The organism is Xanthomonas arboricola, from assembly GCF_003353015.1.
GTDB classification, from domain to species: domain Bacteria; phylum Pseudomonadota; class Gammaproteobacteria; order Xanthomonadales; family Xanthomonadaceae; genus Xanthomonas; species Xanthomonas arboricola_E.
The window spans coordinates 1,535,190-1,561,432 of sequence record NZ_QREM01000009.1; the positions used below are offsets into that span (position 1 = coordinate 1,535,190).

General features: G+C 67.5%; 20 protein-coding genes. 8 read left to right on the forward strand and 12 right to left on the reverse strand.

Annotated elements, in window-relative coordinates; all coding sequences use genetic code 11:
- Nucleotides 1–367: 367 nt before the first annotated feature.
- Both C0541_RS17040 and xerD read right to left on the reverse strand, forming a co-directional pair.
- Nucleotides 368–1,171, reverse strand: coding sequence for a DsbC family protein (locus C0541_RS17040; protein WP_115050139.1), 804 nt, complete (start codon nt 1,169–1,171; stop codon nt 368–370).
- 243 nt (nt 1,172–1,414) lie between these two features.
- Entirely contained in the window at nt 1,415–2,386 is a 972-nt protein-coding gene (gene xerD, locus C0541_RS17045; protein ID WP_115050141.1) for a site-specific tyrosine recombinase XerD, read from the reverse strand.
- A 188-nt stretch (nt 2,387–2,574) separates the two neighbouring features.
- Here xerD and C0541_RS17050 point away from each other — a divergent pair, with 188 nt between their 5' ends.
- Entirely contained in the window at nt 2,575–3,036 is a 462-nt protein-coding gene (locus tag C0541_RS17050; protein ID WP_115050143.1) for an RDD family protein, read from the forward strand.
- 130 nt (nt 3,037–3,166) lie between these two features.
- Here the strand turns inward: C0541_RS17050 and C0541_RS17055 are convergent, their stop codons facing one another.
- The 3 genes from C0541_RS17055 to lptF are packed head-to-tail and all read right to left on the reverse strand — an operon-like array spanning nt 3,167 to nt 5,657.
- Nucleotides 3,167–3,466, reverse strand: coding sequence for a hypothetical protein (locus C0541_RS17055; RefSeq protein WP_115050145.1), 300 nt, complete (start codon nt 3,464–3,466; stop codon nt 3,167–3,169).
- A 5-nt stretch (nt 3,467–3,471) separates the two neighbouring features.
- Entirely contained in the window at nt 3,472–4,578 is a 1,107-nt protein-coding gene (gene lptG / locus C0541_RS17060) for an LPS export ABC transporter permease LptG (protein ID WP_115050147.1), read from the reverse strand.
- Complete coding sequence (gene lptF / locus C0541_RS17065; protein WP_115050149.1) at nt 4,575–5,657, reverse strand: LPS export ABC transporter permease LptF; 1,083 nt, start codon at nt 5,655–5,657, stop codon at nt 4,575–4,577. The genes lptG and lptF overlap by 4 nt, the downstream gene beginning before the upstream one ends.
- A 107-nt stretch (nt 5,658–5,764) precedes the next feature.
- Here lptF and C0541_RS17070 point away from each other — a divergent pair, with 107 nt between their 5' ends.
- From C0541_RS17070 to C0541_RS17090, 4 genes are all read left to right on the forward strand, one after another.
- Nucleotides 5,765–7,246 (forward strand): leucyl aminopeptidase, encoded by a 1,482-nt coding sequence (locus tag C0541_RS17070; protein ID WP_115050151.1) that lies wholly within the window; start codon nt 5,765–5,767, stop codon nt 7,244–7,246.
- 114 nt (nt 7,247–7,360) lie between these two features.
- Nucleotides 7,361–7,786, forward strand: a complete 426-nt coding sequence (locus tag C0541_RS17075; protein ID WP_115050153.1) for a DNA polymerase III subunit chi — start codon at nt 7,361–7,363, stop codon at nt 7,784–7,786.
- A 208-nt stretch (nt 7,787–7,994) separates the two neighbouring features.
- The gene (locus tag C0541_RS17080; protein ID WP_115050154.1) at nt 7,995–10,829 is read left to right on the forward strand and encodes a valine--tRNA ligase; all 2,835 of its coding nucleotides are present in this window, start codon (nt 7,995–7,997) and stop codon (nt 10,827–10,829) included.
- 782 nt (nt 10,830–11,611) lie between these two features.
- Nucleotides 11,612–11,950: a hypothetical protein gene (locus C0541_RS17090; protein WP_161960113.1), complete on the forward strand. Its 339-nt coding sequence runs from the start codon at nt 11,612–11,614 to the stop codon at nt 11,948–11,950.
- A 46-nt stretch (nt 11,951–11,996) separates the two neighbouring features.
- On the opposite strand, the gene C0541_RS17095 is transcribed toward C0541_RS17090, so the two are convergent.
- Nucleotides 11,997–12,911, reverse strand: coding sequence for a DMT family transporter (locus C0541_RS17095; protein ID WP_193725935.1), 915 nt, complete (start codon nt 12,909–12,911; stop codon nt 11,997–11,999).
- A gap of 371 nt (nt 12,912–13,282) precedes the next feature.
- Between C0541_RS17095 and C0541_RS17100 the strand changes: the two genes are divergently transcribed.
- Nucleotides 13,283–14,692 carry a PLP-dependent aminotransferase family protein gene (locus C0541_RS17100; protein WP_115050158.1) on the forward strand — a complete coding sequence of 470 codons (1,410 nt, stop codon included), beginning with the start codon at nt 13,283–13,285 and terminating at the stop codon, nt 14,690–14,692.
- A 768-nt stretch (nt 14,693–15,460) separates the two neighbouring features.
- Here the strand turns inward: C0541_RS17100 and fghA are convergent.
- From fghA to C0541_RS17130, 6 genes are all read right to left on the reverse strand, one after another.
- Entirely contained in the window at nt 15,461–16,291 is an 831-nt protein-coding gene (gene fghA / locus C0541_RS17105; protein ID WP_115050160.1) for an S-formylglutathione hydrolase, read from the reverse strand.
- A 58-nt stretch (nt 16,292–16,349) separates the two neighbouring features.
- Nucleotides 16,350–16,925, reverse strand: a complete 576-nt coding sequence (gene gfa / locus C0541_RS17110) for an S-(hydroxymethyl)glutathione synthase (protein WP_115050447.1) — start codon at nt 16,923–16,925, stop codon at nt 16,350–16,352.
- A gap of 68 nt (nt 16,926–16,993) precedes the next feature.
- A complete protein-coding gene (locus tag C0541_RS17115; RefSeq protein WP_104649702.1) occupies nt 16,994–18,103 on the reverse strand; it encodes an S-(hydroxymethyl)glutathione dehydrogenase/class III alcohol dehydrogenase in 1,110 nt (369 codons plus the stop codon).
- A gap of 63 nt (nt 18,104–18,166) precedes the next feature.
- Nucleotides 18,167–18,442 carry a formaldehyde-responsive transcriptional repressor FrmR gene (gene frmR / locus C0541_RS17120; protein WP_115050162.1) on the reverse strand — a complete coding sequence of 92 codons (276 nt, stop codon included), beginning with the start codon at nt 18,440–18,442 and terminating at the stop codon, nt 18,167–18,169.
- 266 nt (nt 18,443–18,708) lie between these two features.
- Nucleotides 18,709–22,287: a PAS domain-containing sensor histidine kinase gene (locus C0541_RS17125; RefSeq protein WP_238601350.1), complete on the reverse strand. Its 3,579-nt coding sequence runs from the start codon at nt 22,285–22,287 to the stop codon at nt 18,709–18,711.
- A gap of 406 nt (nt 22,288–22,693) precedes the next feature.
- Nucleotides 22,694–23,794, reverse strand: coding sequence for a glycosyltransferase (locus tag C0541_RS17130; RefSeq protein ID WP_115050164.1), 1,101 nt, complete (start codon nt 23,792–23,794; stop codon nt 22,694–22,696).
- A gap of 137 nt (nt 23,795–23,931) precedes the next feature.
- Here C0541_RS17130 and C0541_RS17135 point away from each other — a divergent pair, with 137 nt between their 5' ends.
- Together C0541_RS17135 and C0541_RS17140 are read left to right on the forward strand one after the other, a co-directional pair.
- Nucleotides 23,932–24,651 carry a response regulator gene (locus tag C0541_RS17135; RefSeq protein WP_115050165.1) on the forward strand — a complete coding sequence of 240 codons (720 nt, stop codon included), beginning with the start codon at nt 23,932–23,934 and terminating at the stop codon, nt 24,649–24,651.
- The gene (locus C0541_RS17140; protein WP_115050168.1) at nt 24,648–26,180 is read left to right on the forward strand and encodes an ATP-binding protein; all 1,533 of its coding nucleotides are present in this window, start codon (nt 24,648–24,650) and stop codon (nt 26,178–26,180) included. The genes C0541_RS17135 and C0541_RS17140 overlap by 4 nt, the downstream gene beginning before the upstream one ends.
- Nucleotides 26,181–26,243: the final 63 nt, after the last annotated feature.

Genomic DNA, 26,243 nt, shown 5'->3' on the forward strand with positions numbered 1-26,243 from the left:
TGCGTCGGCGCCGGACGCGGTATGCGCGGACCGCCGATCTGTCGGGCGATGATTCGCTCAGCCCTGCCCGGATCCAGCGCGTTCCGGCCAGATGCGGCAGCGGCGGATGGCGATGCCGCCCCGGATTCGCGCCGCACACCGGCCTTGGCCCGGATCTGCGCGCGGGGCGAGGTCCGCAGCGCCGGCCCATGCCGGTCCATCGCCGCTCTCACCCGACAAACCGTGCTGCCCGCCCAACCCCTGCGGCCAGCCCGCTCCTGAAACGCAACAGGCCGGAATGCATGCGCATCCCGGCCTGTTGATCGATCACGCCGACCGTCGCGGCGGCCAGCGTCAGCGCCGCATCACGGCGCTGCCGTCGGCGACGTCAGCGGCTGCCACCGGCGGTGGTGACCGCGCGCTTTTCCAGCGCCTCGCGCAACTGCGCCGGCGGCAGGTAACCACCGAGCTGGGTGCCGTCCGGCGCGAAGATCGCCGGGGTGCCGTTGACGCCCAGGCGCTGGCCCAGCGTGTATTCCATCGACACCGGGTTCTTGCAGTCCTTGGCAGTGACCGGCTGCCCGGACTTGGCCGCGGTCAGCGCCTGCTTGCGGTCGGCGGCGCACCACACCGCGATCATTTCCTTGTGGTCCTGGCTGCCCAGGCCCATGCGCGGAAACGCCAGGTATTCCACCGCGATGCCCTGCTTGTTGAGCTCGCCGATCTCGCTGTGCAGCTTGCGGCAGTAGCCGCATTCCACGTCGGTGAACACCGTCACGGTGTACTTGGGGTTGGCCGGCGCGAACACGATGCGGTCGGCCTTGGGCACGGTCTCCAGCTGCTTGCGGCGGTAGGCCAGCAGGCCCGGGCTGGCAGCAAACTGCTTGTTCTGGATGTCGAACGGCTGCGCCTGGATCAGGTAACGGCCGTCGTCGCTGACGTACAGCACCTGCCCGCCGACCACCACTTCGCGGAAACCGGGAAACGGCGCGGCGCCGATGTAGTCCGGCTTGAAATCCGGGTCCAGCGCCTTGAGCGCGACGCTCACACGCTGGTCCACGTTGCCCGCGGCGGCGGGGGCGGCAGCGGCGGCTGGCTTGGCGCCGGCGTTGCTTGCCGCAGGCTGCGAGGATTGCGCGCAGGCGGTAAGGCTGAGTGCGCCCAGCAGTGCGGCGATGGCAAGACGGTACATTCACGCATCCAGTGGAATGGGGTCAGCCGATTCTCGCACAGGGCAGATGAAGCCTGGCAGCGGCCGCGACAGTTTGATCGCGTGCGCGCCGGCAAGTGGCGACGTCCAGGACGTCACCATGTCGGAATGCACGCTGCACAGCCATTGGTGCGCTGGAACGACGGGGGGCGTCCACCGCACCCTTGTTCATCGGTCTGCGCTGGAACCTGATGCCCGCTGCTCCTGCCTGTCCTGGGCGGCCGGCTAGCCGCGCGGATGATGGGCGGCGTGCAGCTTCTGCAGGTGCTGACGCGCCACCAGCGTGTAGATCTGGGTGGTCGAAAGCGAACTGTGGCCCAGCAGCATCTGCAGCGCGCGCAGGTCCGCGCCATGGTTGAGCAGGTGGGTGGCGAAGCTGTGCCGAAGGCCGTGCGGGCTGACCGTGGCCGGGTCGATCCCGGCCACCGCCGCATAGCGCTTGACCAGCGCCCAGAACTGCTGGCGGCTGGGCGGCTGCCGCGCCGCATCGATGAACAACGGCACCTGCCCGTCCACCGCTGCCACCGCCTGGTGGCTGGCCAGCAGCGGGCGCGCCTGGCTCAGATAGCGCTCCAGCCAGTGCTGGGATTCCTCGCCCAGCGGCACCAGCCGCTCCTTGCTGCCCTTGCCGGTGACCCGCAGCACACCCTGGCGCAGGTTGACCCCCACCGCCGGCAGGTTGACCAGTTCGCTGACGCGCAGGCCGGCCGCATACATCAGCTCGAGCATCGCGCGGTCGCGCAGGCCCAGCGGCGTGGCGGTATCGGGCGCGGCCAGCAGCGCCTCGATCTGCGTCTCGGTCAGCGCCTTGGGCAGCGAGCGCGGCAGGCGTGGCGGGTCCAGCAATGCGGTGGGGTCGTCGCCGCGCACGCCATCGCGCAGACACAGGCCATAGAACGCACGCAGGGTCGACAGCAGCCGGGCATTGCTGCGCGGCGAATAGCGCGCCTCGGTGCGCCAGCGCAGATAGTCGAACAACACCGCCCGATCGACACCCAGCAAGCCACCGCCGGCACCGTCGCGCCAACGCGCCAGCCCTTCCAGGTCGCGTCGGTAACTGTCCAGGGTCTGCCGCGCCACGCCCTGCTCGGCCCATAACCGATCCAGGAAGCGTTCGATGGCGGCGGCATCGGCGGCCTGCACCGGCGGCAGGCGTTGCGCCAGTTGGCGACGTTCGGCAGGACTGCTGGCTGACATCGCAACAGCATAGAGCGTGGCATGGGGTTTGCGGCGCGCGGTGTCGGCACAGGCCTGGGATTGGCTGCGCGGCTGGCCCCGAGGTGCGGTTCGCCACGTGGCCCTCAGCCCGAAACGCAGGCATCGCCCGGCACGGGATTGCCGCAGCGCGAGGTTGCCCCATCGCCCGCGCCGGCTATGCTCGCGGCATGACCTCGCCCCCACCACCACGTAGCGCACGCCCCCCCGCCCTGGTGGCCTGGCGACTGCTGGCCCTGTGCTACGACGCCTGGCCGGTGCTTGCGCTGTGGATGCTGATTTCCGCTGGGTTCACGCTGGGATTCACGCTTGCCGGGCATCCGGCCCGCGAAAACATCGCGCCCTTCAGCGGCTGGCAATGGCTGTTGTGGCTGTGCTGCTGGATCGCTGCCGGGGTGTACGCCACCGTCAGCTGGCGGCGTGGCGGCCAGACCCTGGGCATGCGCCCGTGGCGGTTGTCGCTGGTCGGGCCGCAAGCCTCCTGGCGCGCATTGTGGATCCGCTATGCCATCGGCACGCTGTCGCTGGCCCTGGCTGGCGCGGGATTCTGGTGGGCCTGGCTGGACCGCGACCGCCTGGCCTGGCACGACCGCGCCAGCGGCACCCGGCTGCAGCGCACACCCAAACGCTGAACCCCTTAGACCGGGCTCCTGCCGATCTCGACGGCAGGCGACAACGGAATGCGGCCGTCATGCGAAGCACCCACCAGGCAACTGCTCGCGTGCAGGCAATTAGATGCGGCGAACCGAGACGGGTGCCGACTCAATGCCCGCGTGCCGAGGGGCGCTCAATCAGCCACTGCACGGCATAGCCAAACAGATACAGCGCCGCCAGAAATGGCGGAACCAATAGCAGATCGCCGGTCACCCAGGGCATATCGGTCAACCAGGCGTCAGCACCCATGGCATCAAGCACAGTCAGCTGTGGTGTCAGCGGCAACTGCAGCAACACAAAGTGGCCCTTGGGGTCGCCCCCGGCCGCGCTGGCCGCCCATACGCACAAGGCGGTAACGGCACCGTAGAGCAGGCAGAGTACGGCTCCGAACAGGCTGAACCGACGCATCGGCGTCAGCTGCTGCGCCGTCGGAACAACCACACCGACACGCCCAGCATCACCATCGGCGGCAGCGCGTAGGCGATGCGGTAATCCAGTTTCAGCGCGCCGGCCATGCGGCCGAAGAACAGCTGCAGCAGCCAGAACCCCAGCGCGAACAGGATGCCCAGGAACAGGCGCTTGCCCAGGCCGCCGCTACGCAGCGAACCGAACGAGAACGGGATCGCCGCCATGCACAGCGCCAGCACGTTGAGCGGATAGAACCAGCGGCTCCAGTACTGATCTTCGTAGTCGCGCGCATCCAGGCCGTTGCGGCGGCGGTATTCGATGCTCTGCTGCAGATCGCGCGCGGACAGGTTGCGCGGCTTGGCCAGCCCTGCCGCCAGCGCCGCCGGGCTGAGCTGCGACTGCCACGCCAGCTCGGGGAAGGTTTCGCGCTGCACCGAGCGCTCCTGGAAGGTATCGCGGCGTACCTGGCGCAGCGTCCAGGTCCCGTTGCGATTCTCGGCCAGCGCCGCGTAGGTCAGTTGCGCCAGACGGCCACTGGCATCGAGGTGATACAGCCGTACATCGTGCAGGTCCAACGCGGTGCCGCCGCCATCGAGCAGCTTCTCTTCGCCGCTCAGCGCATTGAGGAAGGTGTCGCCCTCGCGCGCCCACAGCCCGGAATAGCGCGCCATTGCCATGTCGCTGTTGTAGCGGGCGCTGGTTTTCAGGGTATCGGCCTGGTTCTGTGCCCACGGCCCCACGGTCTCGCCGCTGATCACCATGGTGGCGGTCAGCAGCGCCATGGCCGCCACCACCGAAGCCGACATGCGCTTGCGCGACACGCCGAGTGCGCGCAGCGCGGTGAGTTCGGACGTCGCTGCCAGCTGGCCCAGGCCCATCAAGGCGCCGATCACCGCAGCGGTCGGAAACAAGGTGTAGGCCCGGCGCGGCACCGTGTAGGCCACATAGGCGATCGCATGGCCAAAGGTGTAGGTCCCCTGGCCGATGCTCTTGGCCTCGCTGGCAAAGGCATTGACCAGGTCCAGGCCCAGCAGCACCGCCCAGGTGAGCAGCACGGTGAACAGCACCGCACGCCCGACGTACCAGTCATGCACCCGCGGCATCAGCCTCATGCGCGGATCCTCGGCCGACGCACGCGACCATCGCGTGCATACGCCCAGATCGCCACCGCCAGCAGCGGCAGGGTCAGCCACCACAGACCGAGCGCGGCCGGGGTCTTGCCGTTGGCGATCCACTGGGTGCCGACGATCATCAGATTGGTGCCCACCATGTAGGCCAGGAAGGCCAGCATGATCCGGCCATACCGCTGCTGTCGCGGCGCGCTGCGCGACAGCGGCAGGGTCAGCAGCGCGAAGGCCAGCGCGAGCAACGGCGGCGCCAGGCGTTCATGCAGCTGCGCGCGCGCCGCCGGGCGCTGGTCCGAGAGCAGTTGCGTGGTCCACATCACTTCCGGGTCGTTGGCATCGTGCACCTGGGCCCGATCGGGCAAGGCCACGTCGTTGCTGGCGAATTTCATCAGGCGGTAGTCCAGGGTATTGCCGGCGGCCGGGCCTTCGATGCGGTAGCCGTTCTCCAGCCGCAGGAAGCGGTCGGCCTTGCCTTCGAAGAACATCGCGCCGCGGTCGGCGGTGACCACATCGATACGGTCGTCCTTCTGGCGCTGCAGGAACACCTTGCCCAGGCCCTTGCCGTCGGCCGAGATCGTGGTCAGGTAGACCACCCCGCCGCCGGACAGCGGCGTGAACTTGCCCGACTCCAGGCCGGCCATCACGATGCTGCGGTTGGCGTCCTCCAGCATGGCCTCGGCGGTGCGGCTGGCCCAGGGGCCCAGCCACAGCGAGCACAACCCGATCACCACGACCACCGGCACCACCAGCATCAACATCGGCCGCAACATGCGCCGCGGACCCACGCCGATGGCGGTAATGACCGCCATTTCTGAATCGCGGTACAGCCGCGCCAGCGCCAGCAGCAGCCCCAGCATCAGCGCCAGCGGCAGGATGATCGGCAGGTACGCCACGAATTGCAGGCCTACCTGGGACAGCAGCAAGCGAGCAGGGATGCGGCCATCGGCGATATTGCCGAGGATATCCACCAGCACACCGCCCACGCTGACGACCAGCAGCACGATCAAGGTGGCCAGGAAGCTCTGGGTGAAATCGCTAAGCAGGTATCGATCGAGCTTCGGCATGGGGTGGGCTTGTTTTAAACTCTCGGATTCGTTCGCGGCGGCGCCAGCCTAGTCCGGTTGGCGTAAACAGCCCGCGATTGTACGGATTTGCCTACGGAATCTGATCAATGGCCCTGCAATTCACCCTGAACCAAGACGCGCCGGCAAGCGCCGCCGTCGACTGCATCGTGGTTGGCGTGTTCGCCGACAAGACCCTGTCGCCCGCCGCCCAGGCGCTGGACAGTGCCAGCCAGGGCCGTCTGACGGCCCTGGTGGCACGTGGCGACGTGGCGGCCAAGACCGGCAGCACCAGCCTGCTGCACGACCTGCCGGGCGTCGCCGCCCCGCGCGTGCTGGTGGTGGGCCTGGGCGAGGCCGGCAAGTTCGGCGTGGCGCCGTACCTCAAGGCGGTGGGCGATGCGACCCGCGCGCTGAAGACCGGCCCGGTCGGCACCGCCCTGCTCACCCTGACCGAATTGCCGGTCAAGGCGCGCGACAGCGCCTGGAACATCCGCCAGGCGATCATCGTCAGCGACCATGCCGCCTACCGCTACACCGCCACGCTGGGCAAGAAGAAGGTCGACGAGACCGGCCTGACCACGCTGGCGATCGCCGGCGACGACGCCCGTGCCCTGGCCGTGGGCGTGGCCACCGCCGAGGGCGTGGAATTCGCCCGCGAGCTGGGCAACCTGCCGCCGAACTATTGCACCCCGGCCTACCTGGCCGAGACCGCGGCCGCCTTCGCCGGCAAGTTCCCCGGTGCCGAGGCCGAGATCCTGGACGAGACGCAGATGGAGTCGCTGGGCATGGGCTCGCTGCTGTCGGTGGCGCGTGGCTCGGCCAACCGCCCGCGGCTGATCGTGCTGAAGTGGAACGGCGGCGGCGACGCGCGTCCCTACGTGCTGGTCGGCAAGGGCATCACCTTCGACACCGGCGGCGTCAACCTCAAGACGCAGGGCGGCATCGAGGAAATGAAGTACGACATGTGCGGCGGCGCCAACGTCATCGGCACCTTCGTGGCCACGGTCAAGGCCGAGCTGCCGATCAACCTGGTGGTGGTGGTGCCGGCGGTGGAAAACGCCATCGACGGCAATGCCTATCGTCCCTCCGACGTGATCACCAGCATGTCCGGCAAGACCATCGAGGTCGGCAACACCGACGCCGAAGGCCGCCTGATCCTGTGCGATGCACTGACTTACGCCGAGCGCTTCAACCCCGAAGCCCTGGTGGACGTGGCCACGCTGACCGGCGCCTGCATGGTGGCGCTGGGCCACCAGACCGCCGGCCTGATGAGCAAGCACGACGACCTGGCCAACGAACTGCTGGCCGCCGGCGAGCACGTGTTCGACCGCGCCTGGCGCCTGCCGCTGTGGGACGAATACCAGGGCCTGCTGGATTCCAGCTTCGCCGACGTCTACAACATCGGCGGCCGCTGGGGCGGCGCGATCACCGCCGGCTGCTTCCTGTCGCGCTTCACCGAGAACCAGCGCTGGGCGCATCTGGACATCGCCGGCGTCGCCAGCGACGAAGGCAAGCGCGGCATGGCCACCGGACGCCCGGTGGGGCTGCTGACGCAGTGGTTGCTGGACCGCGCCGCAGGTGGGAATTGAGAATCGGGAATAGGGAACCGTGAAACCCCTCTCCTCTCAGGCACCGCCGCGACCTTCGAGGTCGCGGCGGTGCCGTGACCATTCCCGATTCCCCTCTCCCGATTCCCTGCCCTGATGCCTCGTGCCGATTTCTACCTGATCGCCAAACCGCGCTTCCTCAACGAACCGCTGCGGCTGGTCTGCGAGCTGGCGCGCAAGGCCAACGACGCCAACCTGCCTACGCTGATCCTGGCGCGCGACGCCGCGCAGGCCGAGGCCTTGGACGACCTGCTGTGGGCATTCGACGACGAGGCCTACATCCCGCACCAGATTGCCGGCACCGACGAAGAGGACGAACTCGCCCCGGTGCTGATCGCCGCCCCGGAGTTCGCCGCGCCTTCTCGCCCGCTGGTGATCAACCTGCGCGACGATCCCTACCTGGGCGCCTGCGACCGCGTGCTGGAAGTGGTGCCCGCCGACCCGGCGGCCCGCGAACCACTGCGCGAACGCTGGAAGCAGTACAAGGCCCTGGGCCTGGAACTGACCAAATACGACATGTGAGAGGGGCGGGGATTGGGGAGTTGGGATTGGGGATTCGTAAAAGCAGATTTTTTGCGCGTCCCTAGGCTGCATCCAGCCACGCATTCCAAGTAGCCGATCTTCGCTCCACACCACCACTGCTGACGTTGATGAGTGGATTGCCAGTGCTTCTTGCCGGCCCCATGACGCAACCAATCCCGAATCCCGAACAACGAATCCCCGCCCCACTATGACCACCCTCGCCTCCAGCTACGACCCCTCTTCCTTCGAATCGCGCCTGTACGCGCAGTGGGAGGCTGCCGGGTATTTCGTGCCGTCCGGCCAGGGGGAGCCGTATACGGTGCTGCTGCCGCCGCCGAATGTGACCGGTACGCTGCACATGGGCCATGCGTTCCAGCAGACGCTGATGGATGCGTTGGTGCGCTATCACCGCATGCGCGGCTTCGACACGCTGTGGCAGGGGGGCACCGACCATGCCGGCATCGCCACCGAGATGGTGGTGTCGCGCAACCTGGCGCTGGAAGGCAAGGGCGAGACGCGCGACTCGCTGGGGCGCGAGGGCTTCATCGCCAAGGTGTGGGAGTGGAAGGCCGAATCCGGCGACACCATCGAGCGCCAGATGCGCCGCCTGGGCACCTCCAGCGACTGGTCGCGCAGCACCTTCACCATGGACCCGCAGCCGTCGGCCGCGGTCAACGAAGCGTTCGTGCGCTGGTACGAGCAAGGCCTGATCTATCGTGGCCAGCGCCTGGTCAACTGGGACCCGGTGCTGAAGACCGCGATCTCCGACCTGGAAGTGGAAAACGTCGAGGAAGACGGTTTCCTGTGGTCGATCCGCTATCCGCTGGCCGATGGCGTGACCTACGAGCACGTCGAGCACGATGCCGACGGCGTCGAGACGCTGCGCGAGACCCGCGATTACCTGGTGGTCGCCACCACGCGCCCGGAGACCATGCTCGGCGATACCGCGGTGATGGTGCATCCGGAAGACCCACGCTATGCCACGCTGCACGGCGCCCGCATCGTGCTGCCGCTGACCGGCCGGCACGTGCCGGTGATCACCGACGATTATGTCGACCGCGCCTTCGGCACCGGCGTGGTCAAGGTCACGCCTGCGCATGACTTCAACGATTACCAGGTGGGCGTGCGGCATGAGTTGCCGCTGATCAACCTGTTCACCGTCACTGCCACCATCAACGAGAATGCGCCGGAGCGCTATCGCGGCCTGGATCGCTACGACGCACGCAAGCTGGTGCTGTCGGAGCTGGAGGAGTTGGGCGTCTTGGTCGAAACCAAGCCGCACAAGCTGCAGGTGCCGCGCGGCGATCGTACCGGGCAGGTGATCGAGCCGTATCTCACCGACCAATGGTTCGTGAAGATGGACGCGCTGGCCAGGCGCGGCCTGGAGCTGGTCGAAAGCGGCAAGATCCAGTTCGTGCCGCCGAACTGGATCAACACCTATCGCCACTGGATGGAGAACATCCAGGACTGGTGCATCAGCCGTCAGCTGTGGTGGGGGCATCGCATTCCGGCGTGGTTCGACGAGGCCGGCAAGTGCTATGTCGGCCATGACGAAGCCGAGGTGCGCGCCACACACGGCCTGGATGCCGCGGTCGCGTTGCATCAGGACAGCGACGTGCTGGAAACCTGGTTCTCCTCGCAGCTGTGGCCGTTCTCCACGCTGGGCTGGCCGGATGCGAACGCGATGGCCGAGCGCGGTTTCGCGCGCTATCTGCCGTCGTCGGTGCTGGTCACCGGCTTCGACATCATCTTCTTCTGGGTGGCGCGCATGATCATGGCCACCGACAGCTTCACCGGCCAGGTGCCGTTCCGCGATGTCTACATCACCGGCCTGATCCGCGATGCGCAGGGCCAGAAGATGTCCAAGTCCAAGGGCAACGTGCTCGACCCGCTGGACATCATCGACGGCATCAGCATCGAAGACCTGGTTGCCAAGCGCACCACCGGGCTGATGAAGCCCAAGGACGCGCCAAAGATCGAAAAAGCCACGCGCAAGGAATTCCCGGACGGCATCATTGCCCACGGTGCCGACGCGCTGCGCTTCACCATCGCCGCACTCGCCACGCACGGCCGCGACATCAAGTTCGATCTTGGCCGTGCCGAGGGTTACAAGAACTTCTGCAACAAGCTGTGGAACGCCACGCGCTTCGTGCTGATGAACACCGAAGGCGCGCGCTTTATCGGCGTGCCGCAGCCGCGCACCGAGGCCGAGCAATGGATTCTGGCGCGCCTGGACAAGGTGACTGCAGAAACCCACGCGCACTACGCCAACTACCGCTTCGATCTGCTGACGCAATCGCTGTACGAGTTCGCCTGGAATGCGTTCTGCGACTGGTTCGTCGAACTGGCCAAGCCCGCGCTCAACGGCCAGGACAGCGAGGCTGCCGCCAGCACGCGTCACACCCTGCTATACGTACTCGAAGCGCTGCTGCGCCTGCTGCACCCGCTCACCCCGTTCGTCACCGAAGAACTGTGGCAGCAGGTCGCGCCGCGCCTGGGCATCACCGCCGCCACGATCTCGCTGCAGGCATTCCCGCAGGCCGGCGATATCGACACCGCGGGCTACGCCGGCGCAGAGGCCGATGTCGAATGGCTGCAGTCGATGGTGTCGGCGCTGCGCCGGGTGCGCAGCGAATTGAACGTGCCGCCGTCCAGGCAGGTGCGCCTGCTGCTGCAGGCAGGAACTAGCGACGATCGCGCCCGTGTCGGCCGCTTCGCCTCGCCGCTGTCGTTCCTGCTCAAGCTCGAAGCGATCGACTGGCTCGACGCCGGCCAGGACACCCCGCCGTCGGCCACGGCCATCGTCGGCGAGCTCACCCTGCTGGTGCCGCTGGAAGGCCTGGTCGACATGGATGCCGAACGCACGCGCCTGGACAAGGAAATCAAGCGCGTGGAAGCCGAGATCGGCAAGTGCAATGGCAAGCTGGGCAACGCCACCTTCGTGCAGAACGCACCGGCCGTGGTGGTCGAACAGGAACGCGCGCGCCTGAACGACTGGACCACGCAGCTGACCGGCCTGCGCGAGCAACGCGCCAAGCTCTAACGCCGCCCATCACTGCTGGCCGAGATTGGGGTCGACAGCTGGGTGCGTCGAGGGCGCGGTGCCCTCACCGCTTGCGGGACACGCCGTGAACCCACGGTGGCGGCATCCATGCCGCCACACGGTCCCGCAACCGNGTCGAGGGCGCGGTGCCCTCACCGCTTGCGGGACACGCCGTGAACCCACGGTGGCGGCATCCATGCCGCCACACGGTCCCGCAACCGGCAAGGACACCGCACCAGACAGTTGGTTGGCTGCTTTATTGAAAGCGTTTCGCTCGGCTTGCAGCGGCAGACGAGACATTTCCATGTTTCGTGTCGAAAGCCTGCCTGTTGCTCGGCTTNGGCTGCTTTATTGAAAGCGTTTCGCTCGGCTTGCAGCGGCAGACGAGACATTTCCATGTTTCGTGTCGAAAGCCTGCCTGTTGCTCGGCTTGCGCGAGGAACTGATCGGACGCAACGTGCTTCGAACAGCGAACGCCATGCCTTGCTTGTAACTGCGCATACAGACCCTCTCGACTGGTCCTTGCCCGCCCACCGTCGCGGGACCTTACGCGGCATGGATGCCGCGTTAGAGCTTACAGGGACGTACTTGCAGCGTGTCCCGCGATGGTGGGCGGGCAAGGGCCCTGCAGCAAACCTGCAGCATCGAGGGCGCGGTGCCCCAGCCACTCGCGGAACAGGCAGCAACTCCGCACTTGAAGACTCCCACATCTGCGGCCTGTCAACGGAACGCTCACCGCCGCTGCACTAACGTGCCGGCGTCATCCATCAGAGTCCTTGCACATGCCTGTCAGCTACTCGATCAGCCTGCCCGACCCCAAGCTCGCCCGTGGCGGCGATGCGAGCGTGAGCTTCACCGCCCATGGTGCCGAGGCGTTTGCCGAACAGCTGCAAGCCGCCTTGCGTGATCCGGCCTGGTTCGATCGCTGGCGCCTGCTGCAGGCCGACCCGGATGCGGTGGACCCCAGCCTGGGCGTCACCGATCCCTCGGCAACGGTGACCGGCAAGCAGGGCGACCTGCGGATCGACCTGGTCGCCACCACCAGCATCCCCGGCGACCTGCTCAAGCAGCGCATGCAGGCGCTGGCCGGGCACCACTGGGAACTGCGCGACGTGCGTTGAGTCACGCGGCCGCCGCGCACGCAGCGCGGCGGCAACGCCACTCAGCTCAGCGCGCTGCTCGCCGCGGCCAGCGCCATTTCAGATTCACCGCCAGCGTGCCGACCACGATCAGCGCCAGGCCCAACCACTGCACCGGCACCAATGCGTGGCCGTAGAGCAGGTAGTCCAGCAAGAGCGTCACCAGCGGATACACGAACGCCAGCACCGCGATCGTGGCCACATGCAGATGGCGATAGGACGAATAGAACAGCACATAGACGATGCCGCTGTGGATCACGCCCAGGCCCACCAGCCACAGCCAGTGCAGGCCCGGATGCAATGCGGCGCTGCTGGAAAACCCGGCCAGCAGGCACGTGCCGACCCAGCACTGCACGGTCACCACCGCCAGCGGTCGCTCACGGCTGATGCGACGCGACATCAGCAACGAGGCACCGCACAGCAACGCCGCCAGGAGCGTGAGCGCAATGCCGATCAGGTAGCCACGATCGGCCGCCTGCCACAAGCGTGCCGGATCTGCCGAGCAGGCCACGCCGACGAATGCCAGCAGCGTCCAGCCCAGATCGACACGCCGCGTGCGCTCGCCCTGCAACAATGCGGCCAGGAGCAGCATCACGAACGGGAACACGTGGTAGACCATGGTCGCCACGCCGATCGACGAGCGTGCCATCCCCGCGAACAATGCCACCCAGTTCAATACCAGCAGCACCCCGCTGATGGCGGCATCACGTAACAGCGCACGCTCGCGCCACAGGCCTTGCAGCTGTCCACCGATCACTCCGCACACGCTGAGAAACAGCGCGCCGAACAGGCAGCGATAGAACACTGCCGTCACCGGGTCCTGCCCGCTTTCATGCACGAATACGCCGACCGAGCCGATCAGCACCTCGGCGACCAGCAATTGCCAGATCGCGCGTCGTCCGGCGCCGGCGGGTGCCGCTTGCACAGACAAGGAGGCGCTCATGACGCAGGGGTTCCCTGCAGAGACCGGACAGCGCTGCCACGCGCGCAGATAGGCTGCGGTCGAACCCGGCACTGCAGGTCGCCGCCCCGCGCAAGGGCTCGCAGCGCAGTGAGCCGCGTCCTGGCCAGCCGTTGTGCCCAGCGTGGTGCACGCGCGGCATCGCACGATTGGAGGGTCCGACCCTCGCCAACGCCATCGGAAGGGCGCAAATAGCGGGCAACAGCAAACGCAGCAAGCAGCACGGCCAACCTCACGGAAGGGAATCCACACCCGGCGCACTCACCGGGCACGGCCAGTCTGCAACGTGCTAAACGACCATGACAGATTCAGATACGCTGCAAATCGACCAATACAGATGGGAGCGCCCGCAGATGCTGCTGTACGAAACGCTGGCCACGCAGCTGCGGCAGCAGATCGAGGGCGGCACCCTGCGTGCCGGCGAGCGCCTGCCCTCGATCCGGCAACTCGCCGCCAACCACGGCATCAGCACCGCCACCGCCGTGCAGGCCTGCCTGCAACTCGAGCGCGAAGGACGGGTGCAGGCGCGCCCCCGTTCGGGCTACTTCGTGCGCAGCACCACGCCTGCATTGCCAGCCGCAGCGCCCCTCCCACGTCGGCGCAAACCGGGCGTGGTCGACAACCCGGCCTTGCAGCGCGTACTCGATACCCTGGCGCGTACCGACCTGGTGCCGCTGCACACCGCCACGCCCGCGCCAGCGCTATTGCCCACCGCGCAACTGGCCGCGGCCCTGGCGCGGCAGCTGCGTCGCCAGCGCACCGCGGCGTTGGATTACGCACCGCCGCAAGGCCACGCCGCACTGCGCCGCCAGATCGCACAGCGGTATGCACACTGCGCAACCACCGTCGATGCCGAGGAGGTGGTGATCACTGCCGGCGCGATGGAAGCGATCAGCCTGGCGCTGCGCACGCTTACCGCAGCAGGCGATGTGGTGCTGATCGAAACACCCACCTATCACGGCATCCTGCAGGCGGTGGCTGCGTTGCGGCTCAAGGTGCTGGAGGTGCCCAACCGTCCCGGTCACGGCATCGATGTCGCGCGTATGGACGCGCTGCTGCAGCGCACTCCGGTACGTGCCGCAGTGCTGGTCCCCAACTTCAACAATCCCAGCGGCAGCCTCACTCCCGACAGCGCCAAGCGCGCATTGCTCGCCAGCTGCGCCCGCCATGGCACGGTGGTGATCGAAGACGATATCTACGGCGAACTGGATTGGTCGGGCCAACGTCCGCGCCCGCTGCGCCATTTCGACACCCATGCCAACGTGATCACCTGCGGCTCGTTTTCCAAGGTGCTGTCGCCCGGCTTGCGGGTGGGGTGGTTGCTCGGCGGCGACTGGACCGACGCGCTGGTGCGCGCCAAGTATTTTTCCACCGTCGGCAGCGCCAGCCTGCCACAACTGGCGCTGGCCGATTATCTGGCGCAACACGATCTGGAACGGCACCTGCGCAAGCTGCGCCGCACCCTGGCCGACAACGGGCAGCGGCTGCGCGATGCAATCGTGCGGCATTGGCCGCAAGGCACACGCGTGGGCGACCCGGCCGGTGGGCTATCGCTATGGCTGCAATTGCCCGACGCCGGCAGCGGCCAGGCCGTGTTCGAGGCCGCACTGGCCGAACGCATCGGCACCTCGCCCGGTCATCTGTACTCCAGCCGTGGCGACTACGCAGATCACCTGCGGCTGACCTGCGGGCAGCCGTGGAGCGACACGCTGGAGCGCGCGATGCGCCGACTGGGCAAGCTTGCGGCGCAGGTGGTGCGTTAGCCGCGCCTGGTTGGTGGCAATGGCGATCGCCGACAGGAGAATGAGGTGACGCAGCTGATCGACGCAGACTTCAGATGCGAAAAGGCTGCTTGCGCGCCTTATCAGCAAGTGTGCAGGGCGTTGTGTTGAAGCCTGCCTGTTGACTGCGCTGTAGTGAACCGCTGACAGCGGTGCCGTTATCCAAACAACGCACGTCGTGCCCTGCTTGCATCGTGCATGCCGACCAGCGCCGATGGTCCTTGCCTGCCCGCCGTCGCGGGACCTTGAGCGACATGGATGCCACGCCAGAGCCTTACAAGGACCTACCTGCGGTGTGTCCCGCGATGGTGGGCGGGCAATGGCCCTGCAGCCACACCGCAGATCGGTCGCTCTACCGGCCGACCTAGGCGCTCCACCAAGCTTCACCGTCCCCTCATCCGCCCCTGCGGGGCATCTTCTCCCGAAGGGAGAAGGGAGCCAGGCCGCACTTCAGCCGGCCTACCAGCTGGCCTCACCTCCGCCGGGCTTCGCCCCTCCCCTCATCCGCCCCTGCGGGGCACCTTCTCCCGAAGGGAGAAGGGAATTCAGTTCGGCACTTTCCTCATGTCACGGCCGATGCAACACGGAAGCGCGGCAGCGCCTCGCATTGCACTGCAATGCAATGCAATGCACTTCAATGCAATGCAATGCGGAGCAGTGCAATGCGGTGCGGTGCAACGCAGTGCGACGCACTGAGCACCACCAAGCGCCATCCCATGCCAAGCACTCACTCCGCGCTCGACCAAACGATCAACCACGCAACGCCGCGGCGTGGTGCGCGATATGCTCGCCGATGAAGCTGGCGATGAAGTAATAGCTGTGGTCGTAACCAGGCTGCAGCCGCACCGTGACCGGATAACCGGCTGCGGTAGCGGCCTCTTCGAACAGTGACGGTTTCAGCTGGTTCTCGAGAAATTCATCGCCGTCGCCCTGATCGATCAACAACGGCAGGCGTTCCTGTGCCTGTGCGATCAGCGCAGTGGCGTCGTACGCTTTCCACGCGGCACGGTCCGGCCCCAGATACTGGCCAAACGCCTTCTCGCCCCACGGTACCTGGCTCGGCGCGACGATCGGCGAGAATGCCGACACGCTGCGATAGCGGCCCGGATTCTTCAACGCGATGGTCAAGGCGCCATGGCCGCCCATCGAGTGGCCGCTGATCGCACGCGCACCGGTGGTGGCGAAGTGCGCCTCGATCAACGCCGGCAATTCGTTCACCACATAGTCGTACATGCGGTAATGCGCCGCCCACGGCTGCTCGGTGGCATCGACATAGAAACCGGCACCCTTGCCGATGTCGTAGCCATCCGCGTCGGCCACATCGTCGCCACGCGGGCTGGTGTCGGGGGCAACCAGGATCACGCCATGCTCGGCCGCGTAGCGCTGCGCGCCGGCCTTGCTGATGAAGTTCTGTTCGGTGCAGGTCAGGCCGCTGAGCCAGTACAGCACCGGTAGCGGGCCATCGGCGGCCTGCGGCGGCAGGTAGACACCCACCTGCATGCTGCAGTTCAAGCTCTGCGATTGATGCCGATAGACATCTTGCCAGCCGCCGAAGCAGGCACGGTGTTCGATACGTTCCATGAGATTCCTTCGATAAGAACCTGCGGCCGGCATGCGTGCCGGCCGCGGGGTTGGGCGATCAGTGCAGCAAGCCCTTCTTGCGTGCCACGTTGGCAGCCAGCGCATCCATCAATCCCGGCGACAGGCAGTCGTACGGGGTCAGGCCGAGCGCGTTGAGCCGGGCCCGCACGCCGTCCATCTCGGCCGGCGGGGTTCCGGTTTCGATGATGGAGGACACGAACGCCGCAAAGCCCGGCGGCGACCAGCCCGGCTGCTGCGACAACTCGGTGTGGATGAAGTCCAGACCGTAAAACGCGTGCTCCCTGTCTTCGATACGACCAATCATATGCACGCCGCAGCCGGTGCATGCATGCCGCTGGATCGCCGCGCTTGCGTCGACGACCTTGAGCTTTTCCGCATGCGCGGTCACCGTGACCTTGTCGCGCGGCGCCACTGCAATCACCGAAAATGTCGCGCCTTCCGGCTTCCAGCACTTGCTGCAGCCGCAGGCGTGGTTGTGCGCGGTCTGCGCTCCCACCTCCACGGTCACCTTGTCGCTGGCGCAGTGGCATTCAAGGGTTCCGCCCTGAAAACTTTCCGCACCGCCACGCGCTACACCACTGTCTACCGAAGGATGAATCGAGACGCTGGTCATCATGCCCCTCCCGGAGTATCGGGTACCACGTGCGCGGAAGCGGCCGCGCGCCGATCCTGACCGTCCGGTCAGAAATGAATCACGGTGCGGATCGACTTGCCTTCATGCATCAGGTGGAAGGCCTCGTTGATCTCTTCCAGCGGCATGGTGTGGGTGATGAACGGATCGAGATCGATCTCGCCCGTCATCGATTGCTCCACCATGCCCGGCAACTGGGTACGTCCCTTGACACCACCGAAGGCCGAACCGCGCCACACGCGGCCGGTCACCAGCTGGAATGGACGGGTGCTGATTTCCTGGCCGGCGCCAGCCACGCCGATGATGACGCTCTCGCCCCAGCCCTTGTGGCAACACTCCAGCGCCGAGCGCATCACGTTGACGTTGCCGATGCACTCGAAGCTGAAGTCCACGCCGCCATCGGTCAACTCGACGATGACCTCCTGGATCGGCTTGTCGTAGTCCTTGGGGTTGATGCAGTCGGTGGCGCCCATGCTGCGCGCCAGGTCGAACTTGCCCGGGTTGGTGTCGATGGCCAGGATGCGCCCGGCCTTGGCCTGCACCGCGCCCTGGATCACCGCCAGCCCGATGCCGCCCAGGCCGAATACCGCCACGCTCTCGCCCGGCTTCACCTTGGCGGTGTTGTGCACTGCACCGATGCCGGTGGTGACACCGCACCCGAGCAGGCACACCTTTTCCAGCGGCGCTTCCGGGTTCACCACCGCCAGCGAGATTTCCGGCACCACGGTGTATTCGCTGAAGGTGCTGCAGCCCATGTAGTGGTAGATCGGCTCGCCGTTGTAGGAGAAGCGCGTGGTGCCGTCGGGCATCAGGCCCTTGCCCTGGGTGGCGCGTACGGCCTGGCACAGGTTGGTCTTGCCGGACAGGCAGAATTTGCACTTGCGGCATTCGGCGGTGTACAGCGGGATTACGTGATCGCCGACCTTGACGCTGGTCACGCCCTCGCCCACTTGCTCGACGATGCCGCCACCCTCGTGGCCCAGCACGGACGGGAAGATGCCTTCCGGATCGTCGCCGGACAGCGTGAACGCGTCGGTGTGGCACACGCCGGTGTGGGTGATGCGGACCAGCACTTCGCCGGCCTTCGGCGGTGCGACGTCGATCTCGACGATTTCCAGCGGCTTGCCGGGGCCGAATGCAACTGCTGCACGGGATTTCATGTGGTGGTGCTCCTGACGATGAGATTCAAGGACGGGCACGGCGTGCGCCGACCCGGTGGGAGTTCATTTGAGATAGGACCGGACCAGCCCGAGCAGCTCCTGCACGCGCTCGGCGCGCTGCGCATCGGAGGCGGCGGCATGGCCGAAGTCTTCGCGGATATGCGCTTCGAGTACCTGCGACATCAAGCCGTTGACGGCACCCCGGATCGCGGCGATCTGCTGCAGCACAGGCGCACAGTCTGCGCCCGCTTCCAGCGCGCGCTCAAGTGCGTCGCATTGCCCGCGCAGGCGTCGCACGCGCGCCAGCGCCCGCTTTTTCTCCTCTGGCGAATGCGGCATGACGGCCTCCGGTCAAATACTGGGGGGTAGTATATGGATCCGGCCGGAAAAAGCCATGCCTGCGAACGGGCCGGCAGGAACAACGCCCGCCGGGCCGTGGCCCGGATCGCCCGCCAGCTGCGACGACAGCCGCGCCCGCCATGGCGCCGCAGGTCCTCGACGCGGTGCCCCGGGGCGCTGCGGAGCCGGCGCCTTCATCGCCGCTGGCGTCGCACTGCAGCACGCTCTCGGCGGCAGCACGCTTGTTTCGCGACAGCGCGGAAACATCAGCTGTCGTCGCCATTCCACCGCATGCTCTCCGACACCGGCAGCTCGATGGTGCAACGCACGCCGTCCGGCCCCAGCACGTAGGTCGTCTCGGCCTGCAACTGGTACGGCAGCGCGCGTTCGATCAATTCGCGGCCATAGCCGGACCCTTGCGCCGCTTCGCCGGGCACCGGCATGTGCACGCCGGTCTCGCTCCACTCGATGCGCAGGCGGGTGCCTCTGGCGGTCCCCAGCAGGCGCCAGCGCACCTGCAACTGGCCGCCGGCCTGTGCAAGCGCGCCGTACTTGTTGGCATTGGTCGCCAGCTCATGCAGGGCCAGCGCAAAGGTCTGCACGGTGCTGGAGCGCAGACGCACGCCGCCGGGGCCGTCCAGTCTCACGCGGTCGCCCTGGCCCTGCGCATCGATCGCGCCCATGGCCGACAACTCGACCCGGATCAATTCGTCGAACAGGATGCGATCGCCTTCGTTCAAGCGCGACAGCAGCCCCTGCACGCGCGCCAGGGCGTCCAGGCGGTCGTTGTAGATCAGCGCCAGTTCGGCGATGGTTCCGCTGCTGCGTTGCGTGCGGTTGAAGACCACACGCACCACGCCCATCAGGTTGCGCGTGCGGTGCTGCAGCTCGGCCAGCAATACCTGCTGGCGGTCTTCCCACTGCCGTCGCCGGGTCACGTCCTGGCCGATCTTGAGGTAGCCCAGCGGCTCGGCACCGCCATCGCGCAACGGCCGCGTCGCGCCTTCGATGAACACGCGGCGGCCGTCCTTGCATTGATGCCAGCGCACGTTCGGCGCGCCGCCGGTGTAGTGCGCCTGTTCGATCTCGCGCTGCGGCACGCCGGTCAGGCGGTCCTCGGCCACGAAGGTCATTGCGATGTGCTGGCCGATCGCCTCCTCGGCGGTCCAGCCGAACACCGCTTCGGCACCCGGCGGCCAGGTCTGGATATGTCCGCGCGTATCGGTGGTAAAGATTGCGTAGTCGAGCGCGCTCTCCAGGATCACCCGGTAGCGCTGCTCGCTTGCGAGCAGCGCGCCCTGGGCACGCGCACGCTCCAGCGCCGCCCAGGTGCGCTCGGCGGTTTCCTCTGCCAGGCGGATCTCGGCGGCACTCCAGTTGCGTGCGCCGCGTTGATTGACCACGAAGGTGGCCACCAGCTGGCCCCCCTTGACCAGCGGCACCACGATCAGCGCGCCGATCCGGTTGTCCAGGTAGGCTGCGCGCTGGTCGTCGGGCAATGCAGGATCGGTGGCGGCATTGCGTACCACCCAGGTCTGCGCATCGATCAGCCAGGGCATCGGCCAGTCCGTCAACGCAAAGCGCCGCGCCTGGCCGGTTTCGTCGGGGTGATGCCAGTCGCGCTCGACCACGGACTGGTTCGCCCCGGCATCCACTTCCACGTAATACGCGCGGCCGGCGTCCAGGTGCTCGCCCAGGACACGCGCGGCCTCGCCCTGGATCGCGGCCGGATCGGGCAGCGGCCGCAAGGCGTCGGAGAGTTTCAACAGGAAGGCATTGCGGTCCTGCACTTCGCGTAGCGCCGCCTCGGTGCGCTTGCGGTCGGTGATGTCGAGCACGAACTCGAAGCCGGTACCGTCCGGCAGGCGCTTGGAGGCAAACAGGGCCCAGCGCCGGGTTCCGTCCTTGCACAGGTATTGGCGCTCATAGGGCGTGGCACTGCCCCTGGTCCTGAGCTGCTCGAACGCCTGCTCGCACACGCCGCTGAATTCGGGCGGCGTCAGCGCCTGCCAGGTCAGCAGGCCCGCTTCCAGGTCGGCACGGCTGTAGCCGCTCATTTTGAGAAAGGTGTCGTTGGCATCGGTGAGGCGACCGTCCATGTCGAAGTACGTCGCACCGACGGTTTCGATCGTCAACGCGGTGCGGAAGCGTTCCTCGCTGGCACGCAACCGCTCGTCGGCGCGGCGCTTGTCGGAGATGTCGCGAAAGTACACCGAGATTCCGCCGTCTTCGGTGGGATAGATGCTGACGTCCACCCAGCACCCCAATGCCGGCGACAAGGTTTCCAGGCGGACCACCTGGCGCGTCTGCGAGGCCTGCACATGCGCCTGGTACGGAAGCGACCCGATCGAGTCGGGAAATTGTTCCCACAGCAAGGTCCCGAGCAATTGATCGCGCGCGCGTCCCCACAGCAACTCGGCCTTCTGATTGATGTAGGTGAAGCGCCCCTGCGCGTCGACGCCATAGAACGCGTCGGAAATGCTCTCCAGAATGTCGCGATTGCGCTCGGCAAGCGCCCCCACTTCCATCTGCACCTGGCGTTGCGCAGTGACCTCCTGCAGCACCGCAACGCCACCGGTGACGTGCCCGCCCTCGCGCAGCGCCACCGCGGTGATCCGCAACCAGCGCTGCGCGGCGTCACGAGGATCGAGGAAATCCACCGGCGCGATCGTGTCCTCGCCACGCAGCGCGCGGGCGCAGGGAAACTCCTGGATCGCGACCGCCTGCCCTTGCTGATCGACACCGGCCCGCGGCCGCTGCTGCGCCGGCGCGCGCGAGGGAACCCGCTCTGCCAGCTGGTCGCGCAGCTGTGGATTCCGGTAGGTGAAGCGGCCTTGCGTATCGAACAGACCGATCCCGATGGGGACCTGGTCGAGCACGCACGTCAGCCGCGCCTCGCTATCGCGCAGGCATTCCTCGGCCTGCTTGCGCGCCGTGACGTCGGCGCCGGCACCGAACCACTCGGTGATGCGTCCTTGCGCATCCAGGGCCGGGACCGCCTTGGTCGCCATCCACGCAATGCTGCCATCGGCGCGCCGCATCCGGTGCTCGAACACGATCGCGCTGCGCGAGCGGATCCCTGCATCGATCCTGCTGCGCACCAGCGCCTGGTCCTCTGCGGGAGTGTAATCCCTGATCCACGAGCGGCTGGTGGCCGGCGCATCGGCGGCGGGCGCACCGGCCGTCAGCTGGTGCATCTGGTCCCAGTCCGCGCTCATGCGGTAATGCACCTCGGAACTGGCCGCCGACAACGCCGCCAGCCGCGACTCGCTGCTGCGCAATGCCCGCTCGGCGCGATGGCGCTCGATGTAGTCGGCCGCCGTCCAGGCGAGCAGTTCGAGCAATCTGAGTTCGTGCTCCGCAGGCCGATACGGCACGGTGAACTGGGTCCCGAGCAATCCCAGCAGGTCGCCGGCACGGTTGAACAACGGGGTGAACTGGGCAGCCCGGATGCCGCTGCACAGTGCCGCCTCGTGATCGGGGGTTCCCTGCAACGGGGTGTAGGTTTCGATGTCCTCGATCACCAGCTGGCGGCGTGCGCGCCGCACGGCGTCGCAGGTGGCCTGGAAGCCGTCTTTCAGGAACTGCTGCACGAAGGCGCTGCGTTCGTCATGTCCGCGATAGACACGCAATTCCATCCCGCTGTTGTGCGCATTGACCAGTTGCACGCAGCCGCAGTCGGTGCGCGCGAAGGCGCAGGCCAGCGCGGTGATTTCCTGCAAGGCGCTGCGCGCATCGGCCTGTGCCGCCAGGCTGACCTGCAAGGCATGCAGGCGCTGCATGCCGGAGAGCTCGTCCTGCAGCGCCGCGTTGTCCTGCCTGGTGTCGTCGGGCACGGCACTCATCGTGTCCGGCTCCTGCCTGCGCGCATCGTCATCGATCAGCCGTACCGGGTGAGTCCCCACAGTGCGCAATCGATGGCGAAGAGCTTGTCAGTAGCGTGCTCGACACGGCAGGTCGCCGCCGCGCCCCGCGCGTGTGGATAAGCCCGGCCACCCGCGGCGTGGCGGCCCCTGTGGTGCGCCAGGCCCGTGCAGGCCATCGGGCCCCGGGCCGTCGCGCCGGAACCCACCGGGCAGCGGCATTGGCGACGTCATGCCGTTGCTGGCCGGACAGCGGCCCACTACCGCTGCGCACCGATCGCTGGCGTGTGTCGGCATCCGGCGACAAGGCCTGGAACCCCGCCAGCACCGTGTGCTGCTGCGTGCAGGACGTCCGGGCCGCGGCAAAGGCCCAAGCCGGGTCGATGCCTCAGTTCTCGACCACCACCGGGGCGACGCTCGCGGCGACATCGGCCGCATCTGCGGGCAACGACGCCAGCACCGCACTGCGAAAGCGCGCAGCGAACGCGGCATCGTTGGCCTGGTAGAACGCACGCGCGTTGGCCGACAACTGCTCCAGCTGCGCCTGCGGCAATGCCAACGCGGTTTCCACCGCCTGCGCAATGCCCGCCGCATCCACGTAGTAGTAGGACGCCAGGCGCCGTTGGCGCACCTCGGCCACCGGAATCAGCACGCCGTGCTCGGGCCTGACCAGCTCGTTCATCGGCTCACCGTCGGTGGCCAGGGTTACCGCGCCCACGCTCAGCGCTTCCATCAGGTAATGCCCGAAGCCCTCGGCCTCGGACGGGCACAGGTGGAACAGATGCGCGTTCTGCAGCCGCCGCAGTTCGGCGTCGTCGAGATAGCGCACGCGGTGGTCGATGTTCGGCGCCACCACCGGCTTGCCGGCGGTGCGCGGATTCTGCACCACCGTCAGCAACGGCCACTCCGGATGCCGTTGCCAGGTCTCCAGCAGCACACGGGTGCCCTTGGCGGTACTGCGCCCGGCCAGATGGAAGAACGCGCGCTGACGCCGGACCTGCGCGTCGTGGCGATCCGGGCTGGTGAAGCCGATGAAGCGCGTGGCGCAGCCCAGATTGCGAAAGATCCGCTCGGCGTGATGGGTCTTGCACAGCACTGCGTCGAACTGCGACAGCCGCGGCAGCCACTTGGGCAGCAGCCACTCCGGATTGGGCACCAGCAGGTTGGTCTGGCCCAGCGGCAGGCAGCGCGCATACACACGCTCGGAAAAGATCTGCACCGGCACCCGTCCGAACAGCGCGCGGCTGGCCCACAAACGGGCTTCGCGCGCGGTGTCGTGCAGCCGCTGACTGGTGAAGCCCACCTCCTGCACCGGGATGCCGCCGGCGCGCAGCGCCTGCGCCATCAGTTGCATGTCCCGGGTCAGGCCCACGCCGTTGTCGCGGCTGATCACCCGCATCATCGGAAACGCCTCCTCATGCGTACACTCGCCACTGTAGCGACACGGTGTCGATGGCCCGGTTTCCTGCGCGATATCCCGTTCTGTCATGTTGCGTCACACGTATGCCAAAAGTTGACAAATTCAATCATTATGATGCGCGCTCCAGCCCTGCGACTGCGAGCACCATGTATCCGGCAGCCACCACCCTGCGCGGGCCAAGCTCCGCAACACCGACGATGACCTCCATGGACATGCACCCCCCCTGCGTTCTCGTGGTCGACGACGACCCTGACCTGCGCAAGCTGATCGGTGAGTTCCTCAGCGCCCACGGCTACCAGGTGGACGTTGCCGAGAACGTGGCGGAGATGCGCCAGAGCATCGCGCAGCGTCGCCCGGACCTCATCGTACTCGACGTGATGATGCCTGGAGAAGACGGCCTGAGCGCGGCGCGGGCGCTGGCCAGCGAGCGCGGTTCACCTGCAGTCATCATGCTCAGCGCGCTGGGCAACGACACCGACCGCATCATCGGCCTGGAAGTGGGCGCCGACGATTACCTGGCCAAGCCCTGCAATCCGCGCGAACTGCTGGCACGGGTGCGCGCCCTGCTGCGCCGCAGCCAGGCCAGCGGCGAGCAGGCCGACCACCGCGGCAACGTCTACGAGTTCGCCGGCTGGCGGCTGGACGTGGTCCGCCGCGACCTGCGCGACCCCACCGGCATCTTCATCAACCTCTCCGATGGCGAGTTCGCGCTGCTGCGCACCTTCGTCGAGCATCCGCAGCGGGTGCTGAGCCGCGACCAGTTGCTGGACTACGCCCGCGGCCGCGACACCGACGTCTACGACCGCGCCATCGACAGCCAGATCAGCCGCCTGCGCCGCAAGATCAACGAGCGCGTGCATACCGAGTTGATCCGCACGGTGCGCAACGAGGGCTACATGCTGCTGCCGGGCGTCTCGCGCCTGTGAGCAAACCGGCACGGCCCGGGCTCTCGATCTTTGCCCGTACCTTCGTACTGCTGGCGGTGGCGCTGCTCACCGCCCAGGTCATCGGCATTGCCCTGCTGGTGATGCGCACCCCGGTCTACGAGCCGCCGGTGCATCCGCCCGAGGTGGTGGCGCTGCTGTCCACGCGGATGCCGGCCGGCACCCAGACCCTGACGGTGCACGAATCGGCCCAGCCTCCGCTGCCGCCGACAGGCCAGGTGCGCGATGGATTTGCCGAAATGCTGCTGGCCCATTGGCTGGACGTTCCCGAGCAGCGCGTGCGCTTCTACCGCAGCGCCGACGTTGGCCAGGGTCCGCAGATCGGCAGCGCCGCCGCGCCGCGCCCGCCTGGCCAGGCGCCGGTCGCCGGGGCCGATGGCGGCGATGGCGGCGATGCCGGTGGCGCCGGCACGCGCCGCGACGCCATGCAGCGCGCGCCGCCGGCACCAGGCGACTGGCCGCGCGACCTCCCCTCCGGCACCCTGCCAGTCGGCAACAGGCTGCCTGCGGACCACGCCCCGGACGCCTGGGAAAGCGAGCGGCTGACCCCGGGCGTGCCGTTGCTGGACGGCTTCACCGCCGCGCTGCAGCAGCCCGATGGCCGCTGGCGCACGGTCGAATCGCCGCCGCGGCGGCTGTCGGCCGAGTTCAAGACCCATGTGGTGCTGCTGTTCCTGGCCGGCCTGCTCGCCAACGTGCCGCTGGCGTGGTGGTTCTCGCGTGCGCTGTCGGCGCCGATCAAGCGCTTTGCCGAAGCCGCCGACCGGCTGGGCCGCAATCCGGAGGCGGCCGCCTTGCAACGCAGCGGCCCGCCGGAGATCGTGCGCGCGGCCGATTCGTTCAATGCGATGCAGGCGCGCCTGAACCGCCTGATCAACGAACGCACCCACATGGTGGCGGCAATCGCGCACGACCTGCGCACGCCGCTGGCACGTCTGTCGTTCCGCCTGGACGGCCTGCAGCCACCGTTGCGCGACAAGGCGCTAGCCGACATCGACGAGATGAAGGCGATGATTTCCGCCGCGCTGGATTTCATCCAGAACGATCGCCACCGCGGCAAGCGCGCGCCGCTGGATCTGCGCCTGCTGGTGGAAAGCGTGGTCGACAATGCCACCGACATCGGCGCCGATGCCGAACTGCTGCCCGGCCCGGAAATCACCCTGGATGGCGACCCGCTGGCATTGCGTCGGGCGGTGATGAATCTGCTGGAGAACGCGCTGAAGTACGGCAAGCGCGCGCGCCTGCAGCTGCAGCGCGATGGCGAGGACGGCGTGCTGTGGATCGACGACGACGGCCCCGGCATCGACCCGACCCAGCGCGACCAGTTGCTGCTGCCCTTCGTGCGCGGCGAGTCCTCGCGCAATCGCGACACCGGCGGCATCGGGCTGGGGTTGTCGGTGGCGCACAGCATCGTGCTGGCGCATGGCGGCGACCTGCGCCTGGACAACCGTGCAGCAGGTGGCGGCCTACGCGTGACGGTGCGGCTGCCGTGCGTGCCGGAACGGCGCTGAGCCGGAACGGGTCTGGCGCCCCTCCGGGCGCCGCATCCCGGTCAGGCGGGGCGTGGCGACCTG